The organism is Photobacterium marinum (assembly GCF_000331515.1).
Classification (GTDB): domain Bacteria; phylum Pseudomonadota; class Gammaproteobacteria; order Enterobacterales; family Vibrionaceae; genus Photobacterium; species Photobacterium marinum.
The window spans coordinates 83706-102656 of sequence record NZ_AMZO01000030.1 but is presented as its reverse complement, the minus strand read 5'-3'; the positions used below and the strand labels follow the sequence as shown (position 1 = coordinate 102656).

Annotated in this window: 19 protein-coding genes; 10 read left to right on the top strand and 9 right to left on the bottom strand. The window is 45.6% G+C overall.

Translation table 11 applies throughout. The annotated features are described in order from the left end of the window. Nucleotides 1–111: 111 nt before the first annotated feature. Entirely contained in the window at nt 112–1026 is a 915-nt protein-coding gene (locus tag C942_RS18570; protein WP_007468631.1) for a L,D-transpeptidase family protein, read from the bottom strand. 272 nt (nt 1027–1298) lie between these two features. On the opposite strand from C942_RS18570, the gene C942_RS18565 reads away from it, so the two are divergent. Then, complete coding sequence (locus C942_RS18565) at nt 1299–1961, top strand: cupin domain-containing protein (RefSeq protein WP_007468629.1); 663 nt, start codon at nt 1299–1301, stop codon at nt 1959–1961. Nucleotides 1962–2009: 48 nt separating this feature from the next. On the opposite strand, the gene C942_RS18560 is transcribed toward C942_RS18565, so the two are convergent. Both C942_RS18560 and C942_RS18555 read right to left on the bottom strand, forming a co-directional pair. Next, nucleotides 2010–2492, bottom strand: coding sequence for a hypothetical protein (locus C942_RS18560; protein ID WP_007468627.1), 483 nt, complete (start codon nt 2490–2492; stop codon nt 2010–2012). Between the two features lie 65 nt (nt 2493–2557). Further along, nucleotides 2558–2974, bottom strand: a complete 417-nt coding sequence (locus C942_RS18555; RefSeq protein ID WP_007468625.1) for a hypothetical protein — start codon at nt 2972–2974, stop codon at nt 2558–2560. A 189-nt stretch (nt 2975–3163) separates the two neighbouring features. Between C942_RS18555 and msrP the strand changes: the two genes are divergently transcribed. From msrP to C942_RS18530, 5 genes are all read left to right on the top strand, one after another. After that, entirely contained in the window at nt 3164–4177 is a 1014-nt protein-coding gene (gene msrP, locus C942_RS18550; protein ID WP_007468623.1) for a protein-methionine-sulfoxide reductase catalytic subunit MsrP, read from the top strand. Beyond that, the gene (gene msrQ, locus C942_RS18545; RefSeq protein WP_007468621.1) at nt 4177–4812 is read left to right on the top strand and encodes a protein-methionine-sulfoxide reductase heme-binding subunit MsrQ; all 636 of its coding nucleotides are present in this window, start codon (nt 4177–4179) and stop codon (nt 4810–4812) included. The genes msrP and msrQ overlap by 1 nt, the downstream gene beginning before the upstream one ends. Nucleotides 4813–5012: 200 nt before the next feature. Continuing rightward, on the top strand, nt 5013–5660 hold the full coding sequence (locus C942_RS18540; RefSeq protein ID WP_007468619.1) for a hypothetical protein: 648 nt from the start codon (nt 5013–5015) through the stop codon (nt 5658–5660). Between the two features lie 126 nt (nt 5661–5786). Next, the gene (locus C942_RS18535; RefSeq protein ID WP_007468618.1) at nt 5787–7136 is read left to right on the top strand and encodes an MATE family efflux transporter; all 1350 of its coding nucleotides are present in this window, start codon (nt 5787–5789) and stop codon (nt 7134–7136) included. A 187-nt stretch (nt 7137–7323) separates the two neighbouring features. Further along, complete coding sequence (locus tag C942_RS18530) at nt 7324–8730, top strand: amidohydrolase (protein ID WP_007468613.1); 1407 nt, start codon at nt 7324–7326, stop codon at nt 8728–8730. 84 nt (nt 8731–8814) lie between these two features. On the opposite strand, the gene C942_RS18525 is transcribed toward C942_RS18530, so the two are convergent. Beyond that, the gene (locus C942_RS18525) at nt 8815–9654 is read right to left on the bottom strand and encodes a 2OG-Fe(II) oxygenase family protein (RefSeq protein ID WP_007468611.1); all 840 of its coding nucleotides are present in this window, start codon (nt 9652–9654) and stop codon (nt 8815–8817) included. Between the two features lie 217 nt (nt 9655–9871). Further along, nucleotides 9872–10261 (bottom strand): hypothetical protein, encoded by a 390-nt coding sequence (locus C942_RS18520; protein WP_232428196.1) that lies wholly within the window; start codon nt 10259–10261, stop codon nt 9872–9874. Between the two features lie 239 nt (nt 10262–10500). Between C942_RS18520 and C942_RS18515 the strand changes: the two genes are divergently transcribed. Further along, on the top strand, nt 10501–12183 hold the full coding sequence (locus tag C942_RS18515; RefSeq protein ID WP_007468607.1) for an RluA family pseudouridine synthase: 1683 nt from the start codon (nt 10501–10503) through the stop codon (nt 12181–12183). A 100-nt stretch (nt 12184–12283) separates the two neighbouring features. On the opposite strand, the gene C942_RS18510 is transcribed toward C942_RS18515, so the two are convergent. From C942_RS18510 to C942_RS18500, 3 genes are all read right to left on the bottom strand, one after another. After that, complete coding sequence (locus tag C942_RS18510) at nt 12284–12766, bottom strand: hypothetical protein (protein WP_007468605.1); 483 nt, start codon at nt 12764–12766, stop codon at nt 12284–12286. 111 nt (nt 12767–12877) lie between these two features. Continuing rightward, nucleotides 12878–13219 carry a hypothetical protein gene (locus tag C942_RS18505; protein ID WP_007468603.1) on the bottom strand — a complete coding sequence of 114 codons (342 nt, stop codon included), beginning with the start codon at nt 13217–13219 and terminating at the stop codon, nt 12878–12880. A gap of 2 nt (nt 13220–13221) precedes the next feature. After that, complete coding sequence (locus tag C942_RS18500; RefSeq protein ID WP_007468601.1) at nt 13222–13575, bottom strand: Structure-specific tRNA-binding protein; 354 nt, start codon at nt 13573–13575, stop codon at nt 13222–13224. Between the two features lie 717 nt (nt 13576–14292). On the opposite strand from C942_RS18500, the gene C942_RS25185 reads away from it, so the two are divergent. The 3 genes from C942_RS25185 (at nt 14293) to C942_RS25375 (ending at nt 17035) form a co-directional block, all read left to right on the top strand. Beyond that, the gene (locus C942_RS25185) at nt 14293–14439 is read left to right on the top strand and encodes a hypothetical protein (protein WP_007468599.1); all 147 of its coding nucleotides are present in this window, start codon (nt 14293–14295) and stop codon (nt 14437–14439) included. 23 nt (nt 14440–14462) lie between these two features. Continuing rightward, nucleotides 14463–16547 carry a hypothetical protein gene (locus tag C942_RS18495; protein ID WP_007468597.1) on the top strand — a complete coding sequence of 695 codons (2085 nt, stop codon included), beginning with the start codon at nt 14463–14465 and terminating at the stop codon, nt 16545–16547. A gap of 305 nt (nt 16548–16852) precedes the next feature. After that, nucleotides 16853–17035: a hypothetical protein gene (locus tag C942_RS25375; protein ID WP_007468595.1), complete on the top strand. Its 183-nt coding sequence runs from the start codon at nt 16853–16855 to the stop codon at nt 17033–17035. 111 nt (nt 17036–17146) lie between these two features. Here C942_RS25375 and C942_RS18485 read toward each other — a convergent pair whose 3' ends face one another. Continuing rightward, nucleotides 17147–18730 carry an N-acyl-D-amino-acid deacylase family protein gene (locus tag C942_RS18485; RefSeq protein ID WP_007468593.1) on the bottom strand — a complete coding sequence of 528 codons (1584 nt, stop codon included), beginning with the start codon at nt 18728–18730 and terminating at the stop codon, nt 17147–17149. Nucleotides 18731–18951: the final 221 nt, after the last annotated feature.

The following is an 18951-nucleotide window of genomic DNA, read 5'->3' as shown; positions in this document are numbered from 1 at the left end:
AACCTATTTTAGGACTAGACACAAGATACTAGCCTCTAGCCTCTAGCCTCTAGCCTCTAGCCTCTAGCCTCTAGCCTCTAGCCTCTAGCCTCTAGCCTCTAGCCTCGCAGATTATATATCCCGCCTCAATTCTGTCGGAACACCGGTTTGCAGGAACAAAGCAGAATTCAGTCGATTTTCCGCGGTATCATCACCTTCAACAGATGTTAACAACAAGTCAGTCGGTTTAACGCTTTTATGTGTGCCCACCTGCTCTTCTGACTTCGATAGCGGCTGATGAACTTCAACATATAAAGAACCATCCGGCTCCACTGTCTGCTTCAACGGCTGATTGATAACTCTCACTTTAGTGCCTTCCGGCACCTGAGGGAATAACCACTCAATATCCCACGGGTTCATGCGAATACAACCGGAGCTTACCCGCATTCCAATACCGAAATCTTTATTGGTTCCGTGGATCAGATACTGTCCGCTGCCATAGCTGAGTCGCATCGCGTATTCACCCAGAGGGTTTTCCGGACCGGCAGGTACAACGGCCGGCAACTCGATATCATGCTTCTCACGATATTCTTTACGAATGTTTGCCGTCGGGGTCCAGGTCGGATTCTCAATCTTCTGACTAACCTGAGTCGTCATTTGCGGTGTTTCACGTCCTACACGTCCAATACCAATCGGAAAGACATGCATACGATCATGATCATCCTGCGGGAAGTAATACAATCTCAACTCTGCAAGATTAATGACTATGCCCTCTCGCTCCACATCAGGCAAAATTAACTGGGTAGGTACTGTCAGCAGTGTCCCCGGTGTCGGCAGGAAAGGATCAACGCCTTTATTGGCTTCCATCAGTGCCAGAAAGCCAACATCATATTTGTTTGCAATATCAGCCAGGCTCTCACCTTTGTTCACCTGATAATATTCCATTGTACCGACCAGCTTGCTGTTAACATCCGGTCGCTGATACTCAATGGCGTTCGCTGCCATTGATGCCAGACAAGTGATTGATATAAGTAATGAGCGAAACACAAAAACGTCTCCCTTTGAGGTACTGAAAGTATGGCAAACATTGGGCTGTTATAACTTTTCAATAGAACCATTTCTCAAGTTATATACACCGCACCAGCGTTTTTCTGTCAGAGTCTTTAACACCAAGCCATTGTACGCGGCTTCCCACCACACTTCGTCATCGTAAAGTCAAAATTATCAATTTGTATAGTATCTGGCGCGTAATCAGCTCATCGTATAAACAACAGTTCATCGTATAAACTAAATCAGAGAAGTAAATTGAGGCTGCGAAGATGAACGTACTATCTTCATTCAATATGGACAGGCATCAGCGAGTGGTGATAGATACAACCGACCAGCAATGGCTGGCCTCTCCTTCCACCGGAGTCTGGCGGATCCCGCTTGAGCGGGAAGCGGCAGAAAGTGGCCAAGTCACCAGCCTTGTTCGTTATGACCCCAACACCCATTTTCAGGCTCATTTCCACCCCAACGGGGAAGAAATTTTCGTTATCGACGGCGTATTTCAAGATGAAGGCGGCGACTACCCCGCAGGTACCTATATTCGAAACCCGCCGGGTTCATATCACTCACCGGGTAGCAATACCGGCTGCCTGCTATACGTAAAGCTTAATATGTTTCCTGAAGAGGATAATGAAATTTTCCGGCTTGATACCCACAATGCAAGCTGGCAACCGGGATTAGAAAACGGCATGTCTACACTGCCTCTACATGGCTTTAAAGGTGAGCAGACAGTCATGATGAAATGGCAACCCGATACATCATTACCCCGCCACCGGCATGACGGCGGCGAGGAAGTCTTTATTCTTTCAGGAGAGTTCTGTGATGAACAGGGCGAATATGAGAAAGGAACCTGGCTCCGAAACCCGGCCGGAAGTACTCATCAGCCATCAACACGGAAAGGCTGCCTGATGCTGGTAAAAACCGGACATCTCTGAGTAACAGGGGATTTTTAATATGCGCTCAACTTGAAGTTAATCAATTTCTTAAGCAGTAAAACTAATTCCGACAACGCTGAATCTGGCATCCGTAACAAGGTAATTGTCACTATTCTGCTGATAATAATCGGCAGGCATTCTGTCCAGCAAGCCAGCCTTCTTCAGCTTCTGATGCTCATGGCGAGTCAGGATTACATAATCCAGATGTGAGTCTAATAACTTTTTTATTGACTTAATACTCAGCTCATCATCTCTGACCATCTCTTTCAGCTTTCCAGTCAATACCGTCAATGGCATACGCAGCTCACGAACAAGCTGCTTACGATCAGTAACTTTAGTCGCTGCTACAGTTCGAGGACTGAACTCAAAGATCTGCTCCCAGTCGGATTTACCGTTTCGGGTCAGTAAGCCATGGCGATAACAATAATAACTTTCGAAAAACTGTTTCAGGAAATGGTAACGTTCTGCGTAAGCCTCAAGATAGATATGCTGTAACTCAAGGTTGGCATGGAAGTCGTGTAAATCAGTCATAGAAAATTATAAATATTGAGAAAGCGGCAGTTTCGCAAAAAAATCCGTCAATCCCAACAAAAATATTAGAGGTTAAACCTTACGCCAACAGCGCCTTCAACTTCCATGCTTGACTCTTTTTGCATATACCATGTCACGCCAGCCTCTGCATACATATGCACATAATGGTATGGCAGGACGATTCCAACACCGCCACGAGGTCCCCACTCATGTTCACTGTCATCTACCCATTGAATACCGGTGAATCCATAGAGAGGCGAGTACATACTTCCTGTTGCCATATCACTGGCATTCCAGATTGCATCAACAGAAAAACTTGGCTCATTAAAACCTACAGCGAACTTGTAATCATCGCGATACTGTACCGTTAGTCCAGATGTCGGGCTGCCGAGGAAAACACCGGCAGTCAGTGGAGAAGTAAGTGCAGCAGCCTGCATAGGTAAGGCCAAAAGAGTTGAAATCAAAACAGCTTTTTTAATCATTCAAATTCCCTGAACTAAGCGATAAATTTTACTTCGAGCCGAAACATACCGCCTTTATCACTAAAATCAAAGTGCAATTTGATGAAATTTTTCACTAATTATTCAGGTCTCTTGATATTACATACAGATATAAGCCAACGAAAAACACCGTAAAAAGATACGGAATAAGCCGGAAAATTAAGGAAGAATATGCTCATCAAGAAAACATCACGCTGGACATTAAGCGAAAACGAAGCAACCCCTGAATCAGTCTACCGCCAACGCCGCGATATCCTTAAAAAGCTGGGAATTACCCTTGTCGGAATGCCAATTGCGGCAAAAGCCAATGCCGGGTTATTTGATGCCTTCACCGGTTCAAAAAAAGAACTCAAAGATGCACGCCGGGCACTTACAACCCAAACCTCACAGTACTCTGATAAGCAGCTTGCACTGACACCTGAGAGTAAAATTCTTCAGTACAATAATTTTTATGAATTTGGTACCGATAAGTCAGATCCGGCAGCTCGCGCAGCCAATTTCACAACGAACCCATGGAACATTGAAGTTGGCGGACTGGTCAACAAACCTTTGACGCTGGGCTATGAGGATATTTTCTCCTCATTCTCTCTGGAAGAGAGAATCTACCGACTGCGCTGTGTCGAAGCCTGGTCGATGAATATCCCATGGATTGGTTTTCCTTTAGCGGCTTTGCTGAAAAAAGCCGATCCGAAAAACAGCGCTAAGTATGTTGCCTTTGAAACCCTCTACGATCCTGAACAGATGCCGGGACAGGCATCGCGGCGTCTAGGCGGCGGCATTGACTACCCTTATGTCGAGGGTTTGAGGCTGGATGAAGCTATGCATCCGTTAACTCTGCTTTCCGTCGGCCTTTACGGTAAAACCCTGGCTCCACAAAATGGTGCTCCAATCCGGCTTGTTGTTCCGTGGAAGTATGGTTTCAAGAGCATCAAATCTATTGTCAAAATCACCCTGACAGACAAGCAACCGCCGACTACATGGAATCTGCTGGCTCCTCAGGAATACGGCTTCTATGCCAACGTTAACCCGACAGTTGACCATCCGCGCTGGAGTCAGGCCAGTGAGCGCTTTATCGGTGAAGGGAGTCTGTTCAGCAGCCGACGTCAGCCGACCAAAATGTTCAACGGCTATGCGGAAGAAGTAGCGAGCCTGTACAAAGGTATGGATTTGAGGAAAAACTACTGATGAAGCTGTCACCTAAACACATTACCGGACTGAAAGTCATCATCCATCTGGTATCGCTCAGTTTTGCTGCGTTACTGATTTTACAGACTCTCAGCGGCAACTTGGGAGCTGACCCGGTTCAGGGCATCAGCCACTTTACCGGAAAGGCAGCACTCAATACCCTGATGGTAACCTTGCTGATCTCCCCTGTTGCCAAATACTTCAGGCAAGGCGGACTGATGAAAATTCGCCGCCTGACAGGCTTATACAGCTTTTTCTGGGCGGCACTCCACTTGCTGGGCTATCTGGCGCTGGATCTCAACTTCAACTGGTCACTACTTGCCGTTGAAATTGCTTCTCGCCCTTACCTGACATTGGGTGCTATCAGCTGGCTGATCCTGCTTGCTCTGGCAGTCACCTCAACTCAAAACATGCAACGCCGTCTTGGCTTCCGCTGGCAAAAGCTGCATAACCTTGTTTATCTCGCCCTGCTTCTGAGCCCGATCCACTATTACTGGTCGGTAAAGTCCGGAATTACAGAGCCTGCTCTGTATATTTTGGTTTCATTAATTCTGCTTGGCCTGAGATATAAGACATTCAAACGGTGGTTTTCAGGATTTTCCGGCCCGAATCGCGCAGCCTCTTCGAAGCTATAACTGTTAAAATCATCAATATTTGCTAAGAAGCCCCCAAAAAGGGGCTTTTTTGATCACTAAATCATTGAATAATCGTCAGGCAAAGCATATTTTTCTGTTACGATAACTTATCTGTAATAAAATGTTTTTGGCCTGACCCATTTACCTAACCAATTTTTCAGGCTAAGCATGTTGTATTGTGTTTGTGAGGCTTTTCATCTTTGGTCAGAGATCTTCTTTCTGTCAGTATCAACCAGTTTCAGTCTGACTGCTTGCAGCTATGTGAGCATCATTATCCGACAGTACATAACCGGGGGATGCGCGAATATCACATGGGTAAAGCTTTATGCCGACGCATTATATCGACCATGAAGCAAGCCGATATCAACGCCACCCTTGTGAAATCACCAAGCGAAGAAAATCAGGAACAACCAGTTTTTACTATCGAAACACCGCATTTTTATATTCTGGTTATCGCCCATCGTCTGGACAGCGCCAATCTGGGCCGCCGTGAAGCGCTACTGCAATCAATTAGTGCGGCTTGTAAGCAAACAGACACTGACAAACCACAGCACCTGCTGGTTATTTCTGACCATTGGTTCGACCGCAGCAAAGCCAGTAAAGAAATTCCGGCCTGGTGGCTGGGACACTTACCTGCTAATTCAGATGAGTACATCGCCGACGGTATCCGACTCCAGGATTGTGCACATTCTCTACCGAAAAGCCTGGAGCAAAAATATGCCCTGTCCGGCGGATCCCACGAAGTTCATCACCCGCTAAAAAGACATGGCAATGGAAAGGTTGTTCATCGCTACCTGCTGTTAACCGCTTATTACCCGCTAAATCATGTGACCTCATCGCAACAATAATATCTGGCTGATTTATACAGGCTGACAACTGACATCATTCAAAATATAGTGATCATATCGATACCCTGTTTAAGGGATCATCCGATACTATAGCTCCCTGTTAATTTGTCATCAGAACTCACTTTCATGCCAGAAATCAGCCAAGCACCACATTTATCACTGCGGGATGACGCCATTTTCCGACTCTTCATCCGCTACACCATGCCAACCATTGCTGCCATGCTGGTTACTGGTATTTACGTTGCTATCGACGGCATGTTTGTCGGTCATTTCATCGGCGAAAACGGCCTTGCCGGGATCATGCTTGGCTACCCTATCGGATCAATCCTTTATGCACTGGGTGCGATGGTCGGTATGGGAGCCTCTGCCCTGGTCTCAATAAAGCTCGGCGAAGGACATACGGACCAGGCCAGAATTATCGTAGGAAATGCCCTTTCTCTCTGCCTGATTATTTCCCTGATAAGCTGCAGCTTAGGCATTATTTTCGCTGATGATGTCCTGCGCTGGCTGGGCGCGGAAGGTGAGATCTTCCAGATGGCATCAGACTACCTGTTCTGGTACTTCGCCCTGGGCGTGTTTCCGGTTGTCTCTATGGCGTTTTCATCGCTGTTGCGAAATGACGGTGAACCTAACCGGGTTACCTGGATCATGATTTTCGGCGGGGTGCTTAATGTTGTGCTCGACTGGGTATTTATCGTCGTTATTCCATGGGAGCTGACCGGAGCCGCCATCGCCACCATGCTGTCACAAGCCGTAACCTCCCTGATCTGCCTGCAACACTTTTTCGGTAAGAAAACCCGCCTGAAAATCAACTGGCAAACCCTAAGGCTACATTGGGACAGCGTAAAACAAATCAGCAGACTGGGTCTTTCCAGCCTGCTTATGTACCTGTATTTATCAGTAGTGCTGACTCTGCATAATAAAGCCTTCCTTTGGGTAGGAAGTGCCATTCATGTCGCCGCTTACGGCATCGTCAGCTATACCGAAGCTTTCTTCTACCTGATATTTGAAGGAATTGCCCTTGGTATCCAGCCGATTACCAGCTATAACACCGGAGCCGGACAGACTGAGCGAGTGATCAAAGCCCGCAACATGGCCTTTGCCGCCACCTTACTGGTGGCTCTAAGTGGTGTAGCTTTCCTTTACGGCTTCCCTGACTATGTGGTCTACCTCTTTGCCGGAAATAATCCGACCCTGCTGCCAGAGGCCGTAAACGGGATGCATCTTTATTTCTGGGGGCTCCCGATGGAGGGCTTATTGCTGGTAGGTGCGACCTATTTCCAGTCGGTGAATAAAGCAAGAGAAGCTTCGTTCCTGACCGGAGGCAAGCTCATTCTTATTACCCTGTTCATCTTCACCCTGGCCAAGTTCGTCGGTGTTAACGGAGTCTGGATTGCATTACCACTTTGCAGCTTGGCATTAACCGCCTGGATGATTTTCACCTTACGGTATAACAAGAAAAAATCACCAAACTGATAGAAAGAACAGCAAGCAAACGATTAACAGCACCTTTTGGTGCTGTTTTCTTATCCAGAATACGATTTGCTGCTAGCCGAAAAGTGATGGTTATCACAATTACATTCGCAAATTCAGTAATACACATTTCCAGCTCAAGTTCAGAGGGTATGATCGGACACCTGTATCATTTAAGTGATTGTCTTCAATGTTTAAGAAAACACTTCTCGCTGTCTCCCTTGCAGCAACCTCCCTCGCCAGCACTTCAGCTTTAGCCCTGGAAAAAGTCGATCTGCTTATCAAAAATGCCACCGTTTTGACAATGAATCAGGAGAACACTGTCTATAACAACGGCCTGGTGGCAGTGAAAGAGAACAAAATTTTCGCCGTGACAGACGGCTCGAACATCAAAGACTACCTCGCAGCCAAAACCATTGATGCTGATGGCGACATTGTGATGCCGGGTCTGATAAACACGCATACCCATGTATCTATGACGGTCTTCCGCTCTCTGGCCGATGATGTCCCTGATCGCCTGCACCGTTATATTTTCCCGCTTGAAAAAAAACTGGTTTCTCGCAATATGGTTCGCATCGGTGCCCAGCTGGGTAACGTGGAAATGATCAAAGGCGGTGTCACCACTTATGCCGACATGTATTACTTTGAAGATGAAGTCGCTAAAACCGTCGATACAATCGGTATGCGTGCCGTTCTGGGTGAAACCGTCATCAAGTTCCCGGTTGCTGACGCAGCCAATGCCGATGAAGGTATTCAATACGCGCTGAACTTTATAGAACAATACAAAGATCACCCTCGTATTACCCCGGCTTTCGCTCCTCACGCGCCTTACACCAACACCACAGAAGCCCTGCAGAAAATCACCGAACTTTCACTTAAACATGATGTGCCGGTGATGATCCACCTTGCTGAATCTGAGCGTGAAAACCTGGTAATTGCAGAACGAAGCAGTGGTAAAACACCGGTTGAGTACATGGCCGATATCGGAGCGCTGACCCCTAAGTTGGTTGGTGCGCACGTGATCAATGTTGATGACAATGACATAGCCCTGCTTAAAAAACATGACGTCGGCATCGCCCATAACATGAGTGCCAACATCAAATCCGCAAAAGGTGTTTCCCCTGCCCTGAAAATGTTCGATGACGGGCTGCGCATCGGTCTGGGTACAGACGGCCCGATGTCCGGCAATACCCTCAGCACCATTGATGAGTTCAACCAGGTTGCCAAAGTTCATAAACTGGTCAACAAAGATCGTGCAGCCATGCCGCCGATGAAAGTGATCGAAATGGCGACAATCGGCGCGGCTCGTGCCCTGCACATGGAAAACACTATCGGTTCGCTGGAAGCCGGTAAATTGGCAGATATCATCGTGATCGACACCAAAGCACCGAACATGGTACCGGTTTACAATCCGTATTCGGCCCTGGTGTATTCGGCTTACGCGTCAAACGTTAAGCACACCATTGTTGATGGCAAGCTGCTAATGGAAAACCGTAACATGCTGACAGTTGATGAAGATGCTATTCGCAAAGAAGCATTGGAATTCAGCGATAAAGTCAGAAAGACCGTTGTTGAAAGCGGCGAAGTGGTTCAGTAATCCCTTCACTCCAACTGGTACAAAAAACGCCGGTTTCTGTTAACCGGCGTTATTGATCTCAGACGTAGCAAAAACCCGACTGAATTAAATTACACCCAGTTCTTTCAGGCGTTCCATCAGATAACTATCCGCTGTATGGCGTTCAGAAAGTACCACTTCCGGCTTTGGATGAAGGAACAATGGCAAGGAGATTCGAGCCTTTGACTTATCGGCACCTTCCGGATTGATTACCCTGTGAGTTGTTGACGGAAAATAACCGCCTGACGCTTCCTGCAACATGTCACCGATATTGATAATCAGGTTGCCGAAATCACAAGGAACATCAAGCCAATCACCTTCTTTCGTTTTCACCTGAAGACCCGGCTCGTTTGCCGCAGGCAGAACGGTCAGCAGATTGATATCTTCATGTGCTCCGGCACGAATGGCGCCAAGCTCTTCATCACCTTTCAACGGCGGATAATGCAGTACGCGCAACAGCGTCTTATCACTGCCATCAATCATACTTGAAAGCGGTTGTGAATAAAGTTTAGAAACATCTGCCGGTGAATGCTTCTCGACCCAGGAAAGCAACTCAGAAGCAAGTTTATTTGCCTCTTCATAGTAATTTTGTAGTTCTTGCTTCAGCGCATCAGGACATTGTCCCCAAGGATAGTAGTGAAAGTACTCTTTGATATCTTTCTTGGTGTGTCCTTTTGCTACCTCTGAAACTTCAGAAGGAAAAAAGCCATCCTGAGTTTCGGCATTAAAGCGGAAGACATTCTTATCTTCTGAGTTAAAAAACGCTTCCCAGTTTTTGTAAATAGCGCTTACCATCTGTTGCTGGATCGGGTGATTCTTAAGAACACCGAAACCGGTATTACGTAGTGACTCAACGAAAAGCTCTTCAGCATTATCCGCTGTATAATCAACTGCTTCCAATTTCATACTTATCTTCTTCTGACTGACTGTTTTTTGTTAGGCGATGAGCAATCGCATGATATTCATCTGTGATGAAATCATTTTTATGACGGGGATTGTATTGACTCAACCAAACAGTAACAAGTTTGAAACAAAAGCAATTTGGAAAAACTGTATTTACCACAAGAAACAAATAATCGTTTGCCTAAACGTTTGCAGCTCAAAAAACAGCTAAACAGAAAAATTACTTTAAGTTCTTAAGCTGTGACGTGTCCGTATGCTCCAGAACCTCTTTTGCAACTGTTTCAGGATCTGTTGGCTTACTTGACTGTGACGACATTGCATTTCCCACAGAACCACCAACCGAAGTCGCCTGAGCCTGCAACTTTTTGCCCTCACCTTCTCCCGCCAACCATCCGGCCTTATAGTCAGCATCAGTGTTAAATCGAGTTTCGTCTCGTATGTAATGTTCAAACTCATTACCAGCTTCCTGCAAACCGCTATGCCTGCCATCATGAAAGCCCTGAATATACGATTCATTATGACCACTGTCCCTGAGCGAACTGTCACTTGTTCCGCATGCTGTTATAAAAGCAATTAACAGACACAAACAGCCCCATAGAGCACCTCTCATAACAATCTCCCACTTAAGCCTGATATCAACATATTAGTTGGGTTGAGCCTATTTAAAGAAATTACTGGCTGAAGAACACAGGAAAAGAACAAGAAGCAAAGGCAAACCCTGTTCCGCCCATTCCCACGCCTCTTCATCGTATTAGTGATATCTGAGTAACAAAAGGTTAGAATTGCCCGCCATAACCGCCGTTCAAACCGAATCTGAATAGCACAACTTTCATCACAATAGATCAGCCTATGCACTCCCCGGAACACTGTTTTACACCTTTTAAAGCCTCTATCGATTCATTCAGCTTACCTGAGCGTTTTACGTTCCCGTTCTACTATGAGCCACACCCGTTATGTATGCTGGCAGCAAAAGAACTTCAAGAGCATCTGGAAACTCAAACCAACTGGCAGCATAACTTTGGTCTGAATGGTGATACTGGCACTGCGGTCGGTAAAATGTTTGGTGTGCTTCTGGTGGAGAATAAACATGGTGAGATAGGCTATTTATCGGCTTTTTCCGGCAAGATGGCAGAGAAAAACCTGTTGCCGCATTTTGTTCCGCCAGTGTTCGACATGCTGACCGAAAACAGCTTTTTCCTGATCGGGCAAGATGAGATCAACGGTATTAACGCTCAGATAAAAACACTGGAAGCTAATCCGCAACTCAATGAGCTAACGCAAGCGCTGTCTGTGGCACAACAAACAGCAAATGAACAGATTGAAGCTCACCGCAGCAAAATGATCGAAGCCCGAAAAATCAGAAAGGCGAAAAGAGCGGCAGCGGAAGCTGAGCTATGTGGTGAAGAGCTTGAGGCTGCTAAAAACCAGCTCAGTCAGGAAAGTATCATCGAAAAGCTTCAACTGCGAGATCTGAAACTGGAATGTGAAGCAAGTATTCAACACGCCCAGCAGCAGCTTGAGTTACTGACTAAAGAAATCGAACAACTTAAAGATAAACGCAAAAACCTGTCCGCCGCCCTGCAGCAAAAATTATTCGAGCAGTATCGTTTTCTAAATATTCTCGGTGAGGAAAAAGACCTGGGCGAAGTTTTCGTCAACACAACTCAAGGAGTACCACCAGCTGCGGCCGGCGAATGTGCTGCACCTAAGCTTCTTCAATATGCGTTTAAGTGGGGAATGAAACCACTGGCTATGGCTGAATTCTGGTGGGGAACATCGCCTAAATCAGAAATCCGCCAGCATAAGAACTTCTACCCTTCCTGTCAGGGCAAGTGCCAACCGATTCTAGCTCACATGCTGGTTGGTTTAGACGTTGATGAAAACCCGTTACTGACAAATCCGGGCGAAGGTAAGCAGGTTGAGGTGATCTACGAAGATGGCGACATGGCCGTGGTCAACAAACCGGCCGAATTTTTGTCCGTGCCGGGGAAAACCATTGAAGACTCCGTTTACCTGCGAATGAAACAACGTTTCCCTGATGCTACGGGTCCGCTTATCGTCCACAGGCTGGATATGTCGACATCCGGCCTGATGGTGATCGCGCTGACAAAAAGAGCCAACAAGAGCCTACAGAAGCAATTTATTCAACGCACGGTGCAAAAGCGCTATGTTGCCCTACTCGACGGTATCATTGAGCAGGATGAGGGCATCATTAACCTGCCGCTTCGTGGCGACCTGAACGACAGACCCCGTCAGCTTGTCTGCCACCAGCACGGCAAACACGCGGAAACCAAATGGGAAGTGCTTGAGCGAAAAGATAACCAAACCAAAGTACAGTTGTACCCGAAAACCGGTCGAACCCATCAATTAAGGGTTCATTGTGCCCATACTGAAGGGCTGCATACCCCAATGGTTGGTGATGATCTTTACGGTGTAAAAGCAAACCGCCTGCACCTTCACGCCGAAATGTTAGAACTGGAACACCCTATCACCCACGAGCCGATGCAATTTAAGGTTGATGCTGAGTTTTAATCGTAATTCAACTCACAAATTTGTTCATCCCCAAAAAAAGCAGCCAAATGGCTGCTTTTCTTTATGAACAATGAACTGAACAAATGGTTGCTTATCTGATTTATACGTTTTCTTTACAGGTTGGAGCTAGTACCTGGTACATCTTTTCGAATCCATTCAATGAGACTGTTACTTGTTCTTTATCAGATGTGCCTTGGAGCGTAACAATCAGCTTTTCCCCCTTTACAGCGGTTTCAATTTGTTTCTCAGGCATTGTGGCCCAATGAGTGCTGCCCTTTACCCAAACATCCACGTTAAAGGCATCACCATTATCTATACTGGCTTTTGCCTGATAGCCGGGTTCTTCACGCTTCATCGATTTGAAAAATAAAAGATTCACTCCTTCATAAGTACAACGAAGTGCGACGGTATCAACATCACCGTCACTTTTTGCATCAGCAACACCAATGATAACCGGCTTACCAGTAGTTACGTCCTGAGATTCATAATGACTCCAGGCTTCGTATTCATCTTTTAGTTCAAGAGCGGCATTTGCCTGAAATGCAGTAAGAGTTATAGAGAGAAGGAAAAATGCTGTTCTCATTTATTTTTTTGTCCTGTTAAATCGTGAGCATCATGTCATCCGACGCAATAGCGAACGAATGACAAAAACGCACAAATGATATCAATTATCATTAATATTTAACAGATTGGCTTATCGGCTCATAAGCAATTTGAGATAAAACTTTTCCTGGCAGGCATTGTAAAAGATCTTTCGACGCGGACGGATAACCTGTTCAGCACCATCAATAACTTCATAGCTAATCCAACACTCTTCGCATACAAGGTCATTGTTCACTTCAGGTTCGTCGGTTGAGTCATCTCTTTCTACGGAGTATCGCAACTTCACTCCGTTATCAAAAGTAAACAGGGTTTCTGCCCTGTTCACTTCAATGTCACCATCCTGATAACTGTTCGTTTCAGTCTGTTGTTTTACAACAGATAACAGCTCATTACACTGATGAACAGCCCGGATATAGGTACTCAGTTCTTGCATTCTTACCCCAGGCGGGAGCCGTTAGGTACTGGCCTTTCTGGCATAGCCAATGCTGGCAGAATGCCATCTTCATAGCCAATGTCGAACAACATACCTTCTGAAACTTCACCGCGTATTTTTCGTGGTGGCAGATTAACAACAAAAAGAGCCTGCAAGCCTTCGATTTCAGCCGGATTCTCTCGCTCCTGCTTGATACCGGATAGAATCTTACGTTTGTGATCGCCAAAATTGACGATAAGGCGAACAAGCTGATCCGCGCCTTCAACATCCTCTACCCGTTCTATGGTACCTACACGAATATCGATTTTTGAAAAATCATCAAAGCTAATCGTAGGTTTAATTGGTGCTACTTCCATACTTCCTCTCTGTCACCATTTCAAAAGTGCAAAATAAGAGGACATATTTATCATACAAGTCGACACATATTCAATGACTCGATGCACAGAACTTAGATTTATATCAAAAACCTTAATATCAACTCCAGACGCTTAAATATGACACTTTTATTACGGTTACATGACAATTAACAGTTAGAATAAAAAAACATATAAACTGAATCCAGATCACGAATATAAATTAAAGAAAAATCAAATAAACAAAAATAGAATATTTACTCAATTAAAATTAAACAGCAGTTTGAATATTAACTTTAGCAAATATAAACCACTTATAAAGAACTAAACTTTTTCGATGACTTTAAAATACAATTACATCTCAATAATTTATCTATTTGTTATACATTTAGTATATAGCAATACTGTTACCACAAATACAATGCAGACATAAACGACTAATTTAATTAGAGTTTAAAGTCGTCATTTTAATGTCGCACAACGACATTAAAATGACGAAAATAGTTTAATTATTTTGACAAAAAACCACACCAATAAATCAATAATTAAGTTTTTTTTACTTCTGCCGTATATTATAAATATAAACCCATAGCAAAATGGATGGCGAAATCACCATAATCAACTAATTGCCATAACTATTAACCCCATATTAATTGATTTATTCCAGTTTGTTTTTTCAAACCGAGCTGTTATTTAACGTGTCTAACAGAGGATGTATCTATGAGTTTAATCAAGCGCTTATTATTTTTGGTTATTTTTAGTTTTGCGGTAACTGCCTGTAATAGCGGAGGAAGCAGCTCTGGCGAAGTTACTACTAAGAATGTAGAAGGTATCAGCACCCCTTCAACAGTTAGTGTTGTGAACTAAAACCAAATTAAAAGGAATTAAAAATGAAGAAGTTATATTTGGCATCCGCGATTGCCAGCGTACTTTTTTCAGCACAGAGCGTTGCCGCATACAACGATGCTGGTACGGATTACTCAAACACTGTAACTGACAGTTATGTAGGTGAGCAGGCAGCAGAGCCTTTAAATATGGCGAATATGCTGCTTTGTATCATGAAAGCAACCGGAGCTGAGAACTTTGGTAACGCCAACTATCGCGCCCTGGTAGATTCAGCCCAGTGTGAAAGCAGGGAAAGCGACAGCTCACAAGCCTCATCCGGTAAAATCGCTTTCTCCGAAGTGGTTGTCAGCTCCAGCCGTGCTGATAGTCAAAGTCCGCAAAACGTATCTGTCTGGTTCCAGGATTCTGAAGAAACTGACGGTCAGTACATAGTTAACACCAGTGTTTCAGCAGCTCCCGGTCCTACCAGCCCTTTCGGCGCACTTCGCTTCACCTTTAAACACGCAACCGGTCCGGACAAAGGTGATCTAAACATCTCAGTTCAGAATGGTCAAAACGTAATCAGCCTGATCAACACATTCCAAGACGGTAGTAATACCATGGAGCAAGCTGCAATTGTTCAGATTGATGATGCTCAGGGCAATAGCGGTCGTGGTAAAACCAAAGGCATGGACTGGAGCCAGAACCCGCCGGTACCAATTGAATTCAAACTGGCCTATAACCAGGACTTTTACCTAAAACAGGCAGGCAGTAACCCGGAAGTTTGCCTGAGCCGAAATAACCCTCGTGAAAATGTTCACAGCTATTCACTGTTTAACAAAGTGACCGGTGAACTGTTAGATATTAAAGCCGGCTTCAACTTCGATTACATCTCATCGATAACCGGCCAGCCTCAACACGGCTTCATCGGCGAGTGGGGAATCTGGACTGAAGAACAGCAGCAACAAGGCTATGTTCCGCCAACAACGATCACCGATGACAAAGGCGAAAGCTACACAGTGGTAACCGCGCCAGGTAAACTGGTTCGCCAGACCAAAGGTCAACGTACCCTACGAGATGGTGAAAAATTTGAATACTGGAATGGCAGCAACCAGACCATCATTCACTGGGTAGAAAGCGCCGCTCAGTTCCAGGCCGATGACGGCAATGGCAACCCTGACGGTAGCGACGCAGGAATAACTGCAAATACCTATTTCTGGTCACCTCTCCTACGCCAGAACATCAACTATCTGGGTAATGGTAGCGGTCAGCATAAAGTTGCCTACACAACCAATGAAACTGTCCGTGCTAATGATGCTATTTTCAACAGCGGTGCCATTAACCTGGTCTGTTACGGCAACTGTCCGCAGAGCAATATCAGCCTGAATGATGCGCTGAACTGGAACTTCACTCAAGCCTATGAAGATCCATCATCAACCGGCATTGCTTACACCATTGATCCACAGGATATGACCCTGAAGCTTTCAGGTCAGCCGGTTAAGCTTAACTTCACCCGTGGCGATCTGAGCAATGATCAAGACTTCTGGGGAGCATCAAGCGGTGAGTTTGTTCTTAGCACAGATGCAAGCTCTGTAACCAGCTGGGATGACCTGAATGGTCAGAGCCTTGTCACTTATCGTTGGGAAATGGGTGTCGACAGCTGGAGCCAGCTGACAATGCTAAAGAGCACGACAGCTCAAAGCTTCTACGAGTTCGACAAACCGGTTAACTTTATTTACACCCACCAGACCGCTAATGACCGCAATGGTGAGTCTGCTAACGATAGTACACAAGTTCGTATGGAGTACCATGGTCCGGGTAACCTGCATGGTATTCCTTGGGAACAAACCAATGGTCAGTGGAATGCACAGTTCAGCATTGCTGACGGCACCGAAGTTTATACCGACAGTAACAATAACAGCTATGTACTGAAAGCAACCGGCATCGATAAACGCTTCCTGCCGGCAGCAGGCGGTGTAACTGATTGTACCAACTCGGGCCTAAGCCTGGCCGGTGCGTCACTTCTTACATTACCTACCGCAGCTAATATCCCAACGATTAGCACTACCTGGCAGGATAAAGATGCTCTGGCTCTTGGTGATGACCCATGGGTTATCCACGGGGAAGTTCAGCCTGGTGCTAACCAATAATTTTTAACTTCCAATAATCATTACAACTAACGAAAAACCGCTTATTTCGATAAGCGGTTTTCTTATGTCGCTCATTCAGTGGAACTACTCAACCACCAGTACAAACCTCGTAAAATCAAAAATTTAAATACACGGCCAATAACAGGTGGAAACCTGAACTAACCTATCATTCCATATACCCTGAGCTTCAGTTCCAAAATAAACGTACCTCTCATTCTTAAAACCTGTCGTCAGGTCTGCCTGTTGAGACCAATACCCCTAAAAATCTTGGGCTAATATTAAATTGACAGGATTGTTGAGGGGGAATGGATATGGCTGACTTTACACAACAAATGCGCCTGAAAGGAAAAGCAGAAGAAGACCTGTATTTTGCCGAACTCGACCGTAAACTGATCGAGGCTTTACATGAAAAACAAGCACAGGAGCGCGCACAGAAATCAAAAGCTGACGATGAAATTAACGTCGGGGCGCAAGGTCAGCAGAAGTAAGCAAAAACCTTACGCAGTTAAATATCAGCGCAATTAAATATCGGCACTGACGTTAACCCGATCAGTGAGTGTATCGGTTAACTTTTATTGGCTCACAGACCGTAAAGTGACTCATAAGGTCATGTGGTGCAACACCAGCCCGGAGCGGGTTTTGAGATAATCACCCTGAGCCACCTTCCTTTTACCGTTAATCCACAAATCACACAGGCCACTGGCATAAAGCTCAGGGGCCTCGACTGTCGCATTATCACGGAAGTTATCACCAAACAGACAGAGATCTGCATAGTTTCCTGCTGCGATTTTGCCTCGATAATGAAGTCCGAATGTCTCTGCGCTCAGCGCTGTCATCTTATGGACGGCTTTTTCTATCGGCAATAAGCCACGCTGATTAACAAACTGACTCAGAATACGGGGAAATGTGCCGCTGACTCTAGGGTGCAACCGTCCGCCAAAGATGGTATCGGTACCAACCATACCACAAGGATGAGTAAAGATTTTCTCAACCAGGGATTCATCCATGAAGTAGTCAATCATACGGACATTACCCCGCTCACTGACCAACAAATCCAGCACAAAATCCACCGGATCCTGATCCAACTGGCTGGCACAATCACTGACAGAACGTCCCAGCCACTGGTGTGCCTCTTCACTTTCCACTTCACAAATCAGAATGTTTTCCCAATCAACCAGCGCCGGCAGGTTATCCCACGGCTCCCCTGCCTCTGGCAAAATACGTTCGGCAAACCAGTCTCTCACCTGACGCCGGACATCCGGCTCTTGCAGAGCCTGCATCAAAGCTTCAGGTTCATAAGCACGAATCAATGCCGGTGGCAGAATAGAAAACAGCGTTGTACTGCCATAGTGGTATGGATACTGATCAAACGTCAGATCATGACGGTCAATCAGGGCGAGCAGTGAATCCAATTTGCTGGCATTACGGCGACCAATGAGCTTAAGGTGAGAAATATGCAGCTGGCAGCCCGCCTGCTCGCTGATAGCTATCATTTCCTGCAAAGCTTCAATGATTTCATCACTTTCACTTCGCATATGAACCACCAGCGGCTTACGGTGTTTTGCCGCCACTTGTGCCATAGTCAGCAGCTCTTTTTTATCACTGAACAACGCCGGATGGTAAATAAGTCCAAGACTGATGCCACGCGCACCAGCTGACAACGCCCGGTGAGCCAATTTTTCCAACTGACAACGCTGCTCTTTTGTCATCGGTACACTGCTGTTTCCGCAAATTTGATAACGCAGCAGCCCATGCGGCAAAAATGAAGACAGATTAACTTCAAGACCCTGCTGTTCCAATGCCGCGCAATATGTCGTGTAATCTTCCCAGTTCCAGTCTATTGGCGGATTACCTATGATTAACCGATCACGTACTTCCTGCTGAAGTGCCTTGGGCAAAGGTGTCACCCCAAGACCACACAGGCCGACCAGCTCGGTCGTAATTCCCTGCATAACCTTGGGCTGAAACCCTCGCGGAATAAACGTCGCTAAATCTGCATGGCTGTGAACATCAATAAATCCGGGCGTAACATAAGCACCGGCCGCATCAATCACCTCATCGACAACAGCATCAATAACCGGGGCAACATCAGAGATGAGGCGTCCCTCCAGCAGAATATCACCGTTAAATGCAGCTCCGCCCATTCCATCGATAACTCTGGCATTTTTTATTAATTGTCGCATTACAACTACTCCTTACCTATGCATGTCGTAAGACCTTTGCACAGTCGGATCAAGTCATACGACACAATAACTTAGGCAATCCATTCTATACCTCTCCCCTTTATATGCAATTGATTGATATATTTATAAATTTGAATTCTGTGCTGATGATCATATTTAAAATCAAAGGACTAGAATAAAAACAGAAACAATAGAAATTCAGTTCGGGATAAAACTATCTA

Excerpts from the sequence above, each read along its gene's own strand:
- C942_RS18515 (WP_007468607.1), top strand. The coding sequence starts at position 10,501 with ATGCACTCCCCGGAACACTGTTTTACACCTTTTAAAGCCTCTATCGAT.
- C942_RS18530 (WP_007468613.1), top strand. The coding sequence starts at position 7,324 with ATGTTTAAGAAAACACTTCTCGCTGTCTCCCTTGCAGCAACCTCCCTC.
- C942_RS18500 (WP_007468601.1), bottom strand. The coding sequence starts at position 13,575 with ATGGAAGTAGCACCAATTAAACCTACGATTAGCTTTGATGATTTTTCA.
- C942_RS18520 (WP_232428196.1), bottom strand. The coding sequence starts at position 10,261 with ATGAGAGGTGCTCTATGGGGCTGTTTGTGTCTGTTAATTGCTTTTATA.
- C942_RS25375 (WP_007468595.1), top strand. The coding sequence starts at position 16,853 with ATGGATATGGCTGACTTTACACAACAAATGCGCCTGAAAGGAAAAGCA.
- msrP (WP_007468623.1), top strand. The coding sequence starts at position 3,164 with ATGCTCATCAAGAAAACATCACGCTGGACATTAAGCGAAAACGAAGCA.
- C942_RS18505 (WP_007468603.1), bottom strand. The coding sequence starts at position 13,219 with ATGCAAGAACTGAGTACCTATATCCGGGCTGTTCATCAGTGTAATGAG.
- C942_RS18485 (WP_007468593.1), bottom strand. The coding sequence starts at position 18,730 with ATGCGACAATTAATAAAAAATGCCAGAGTTATCGATGGAATGGGCGGA.
- msrQ (WP_007468621.1), top strand. The coding sequence starts at position 4,177 with ATGAAGCTGTCACCTAAACACATTACCGGACTGAAAGTCATCATCCAT.
- C942_RS18535 (WP_007468618.1), top strand. The coding sequence starts at position 5,787 with ATGCCAGAAATCAGCCAAGCACCACATTTATCACTGCGGGATGACGCC.
- C942_RS18560 (WP_007468627.1), bottom strand. The coding sequence starts at position 2,492 with ATGACTGATTTACACGACTTCCATGCCAACCTTGAGTTACAGCATATC.
- C942_RS18565 (WP_007468629.1), top strand. The coding sequence starts at position 1,299 with ATGAACGTACTATCTTCATTCAATATGGACAGGCATCAGCGAGTGGTG.
- C942_RS25185 (WP_007468599.1), top strand. The coding sequence starts at position 14,293 with ATGAGTTTAATCAAGCGCTTATTATTTTTGGTTATTTTTAGTTTTGCG.
- C942_RS18495 (WP_007468597.1), top strand. The coding sequence starts at position 14,463 with ATGAAGAAGTTATATTTGGCATCCGCGATTGCCAGCGTACTTTTTTCA.
- C942_RS18555 (WP_007468625.1), bottom strand. The coding sequence starts at position 2,974 with ATGATTAAAAAAGCTGTTTTGATTTCAACTCTTTTGGCCTTACCTATG.
- C942_RS18510 (WP_007468605.1), bottom strand. The coding sequence starts at position 12,766 with ATGAGAACAGCATTTTTCCTTCTCTCTATAACTCTTACTGCATTTCAG.
- C942_RS18525 (WP_007468611.1), bottom strand. The coding sequence starts at position 9,654 with ATGAAATTGGAAGCAGTTGATTATACAGCGGATAATGCTGAAGAGCTT.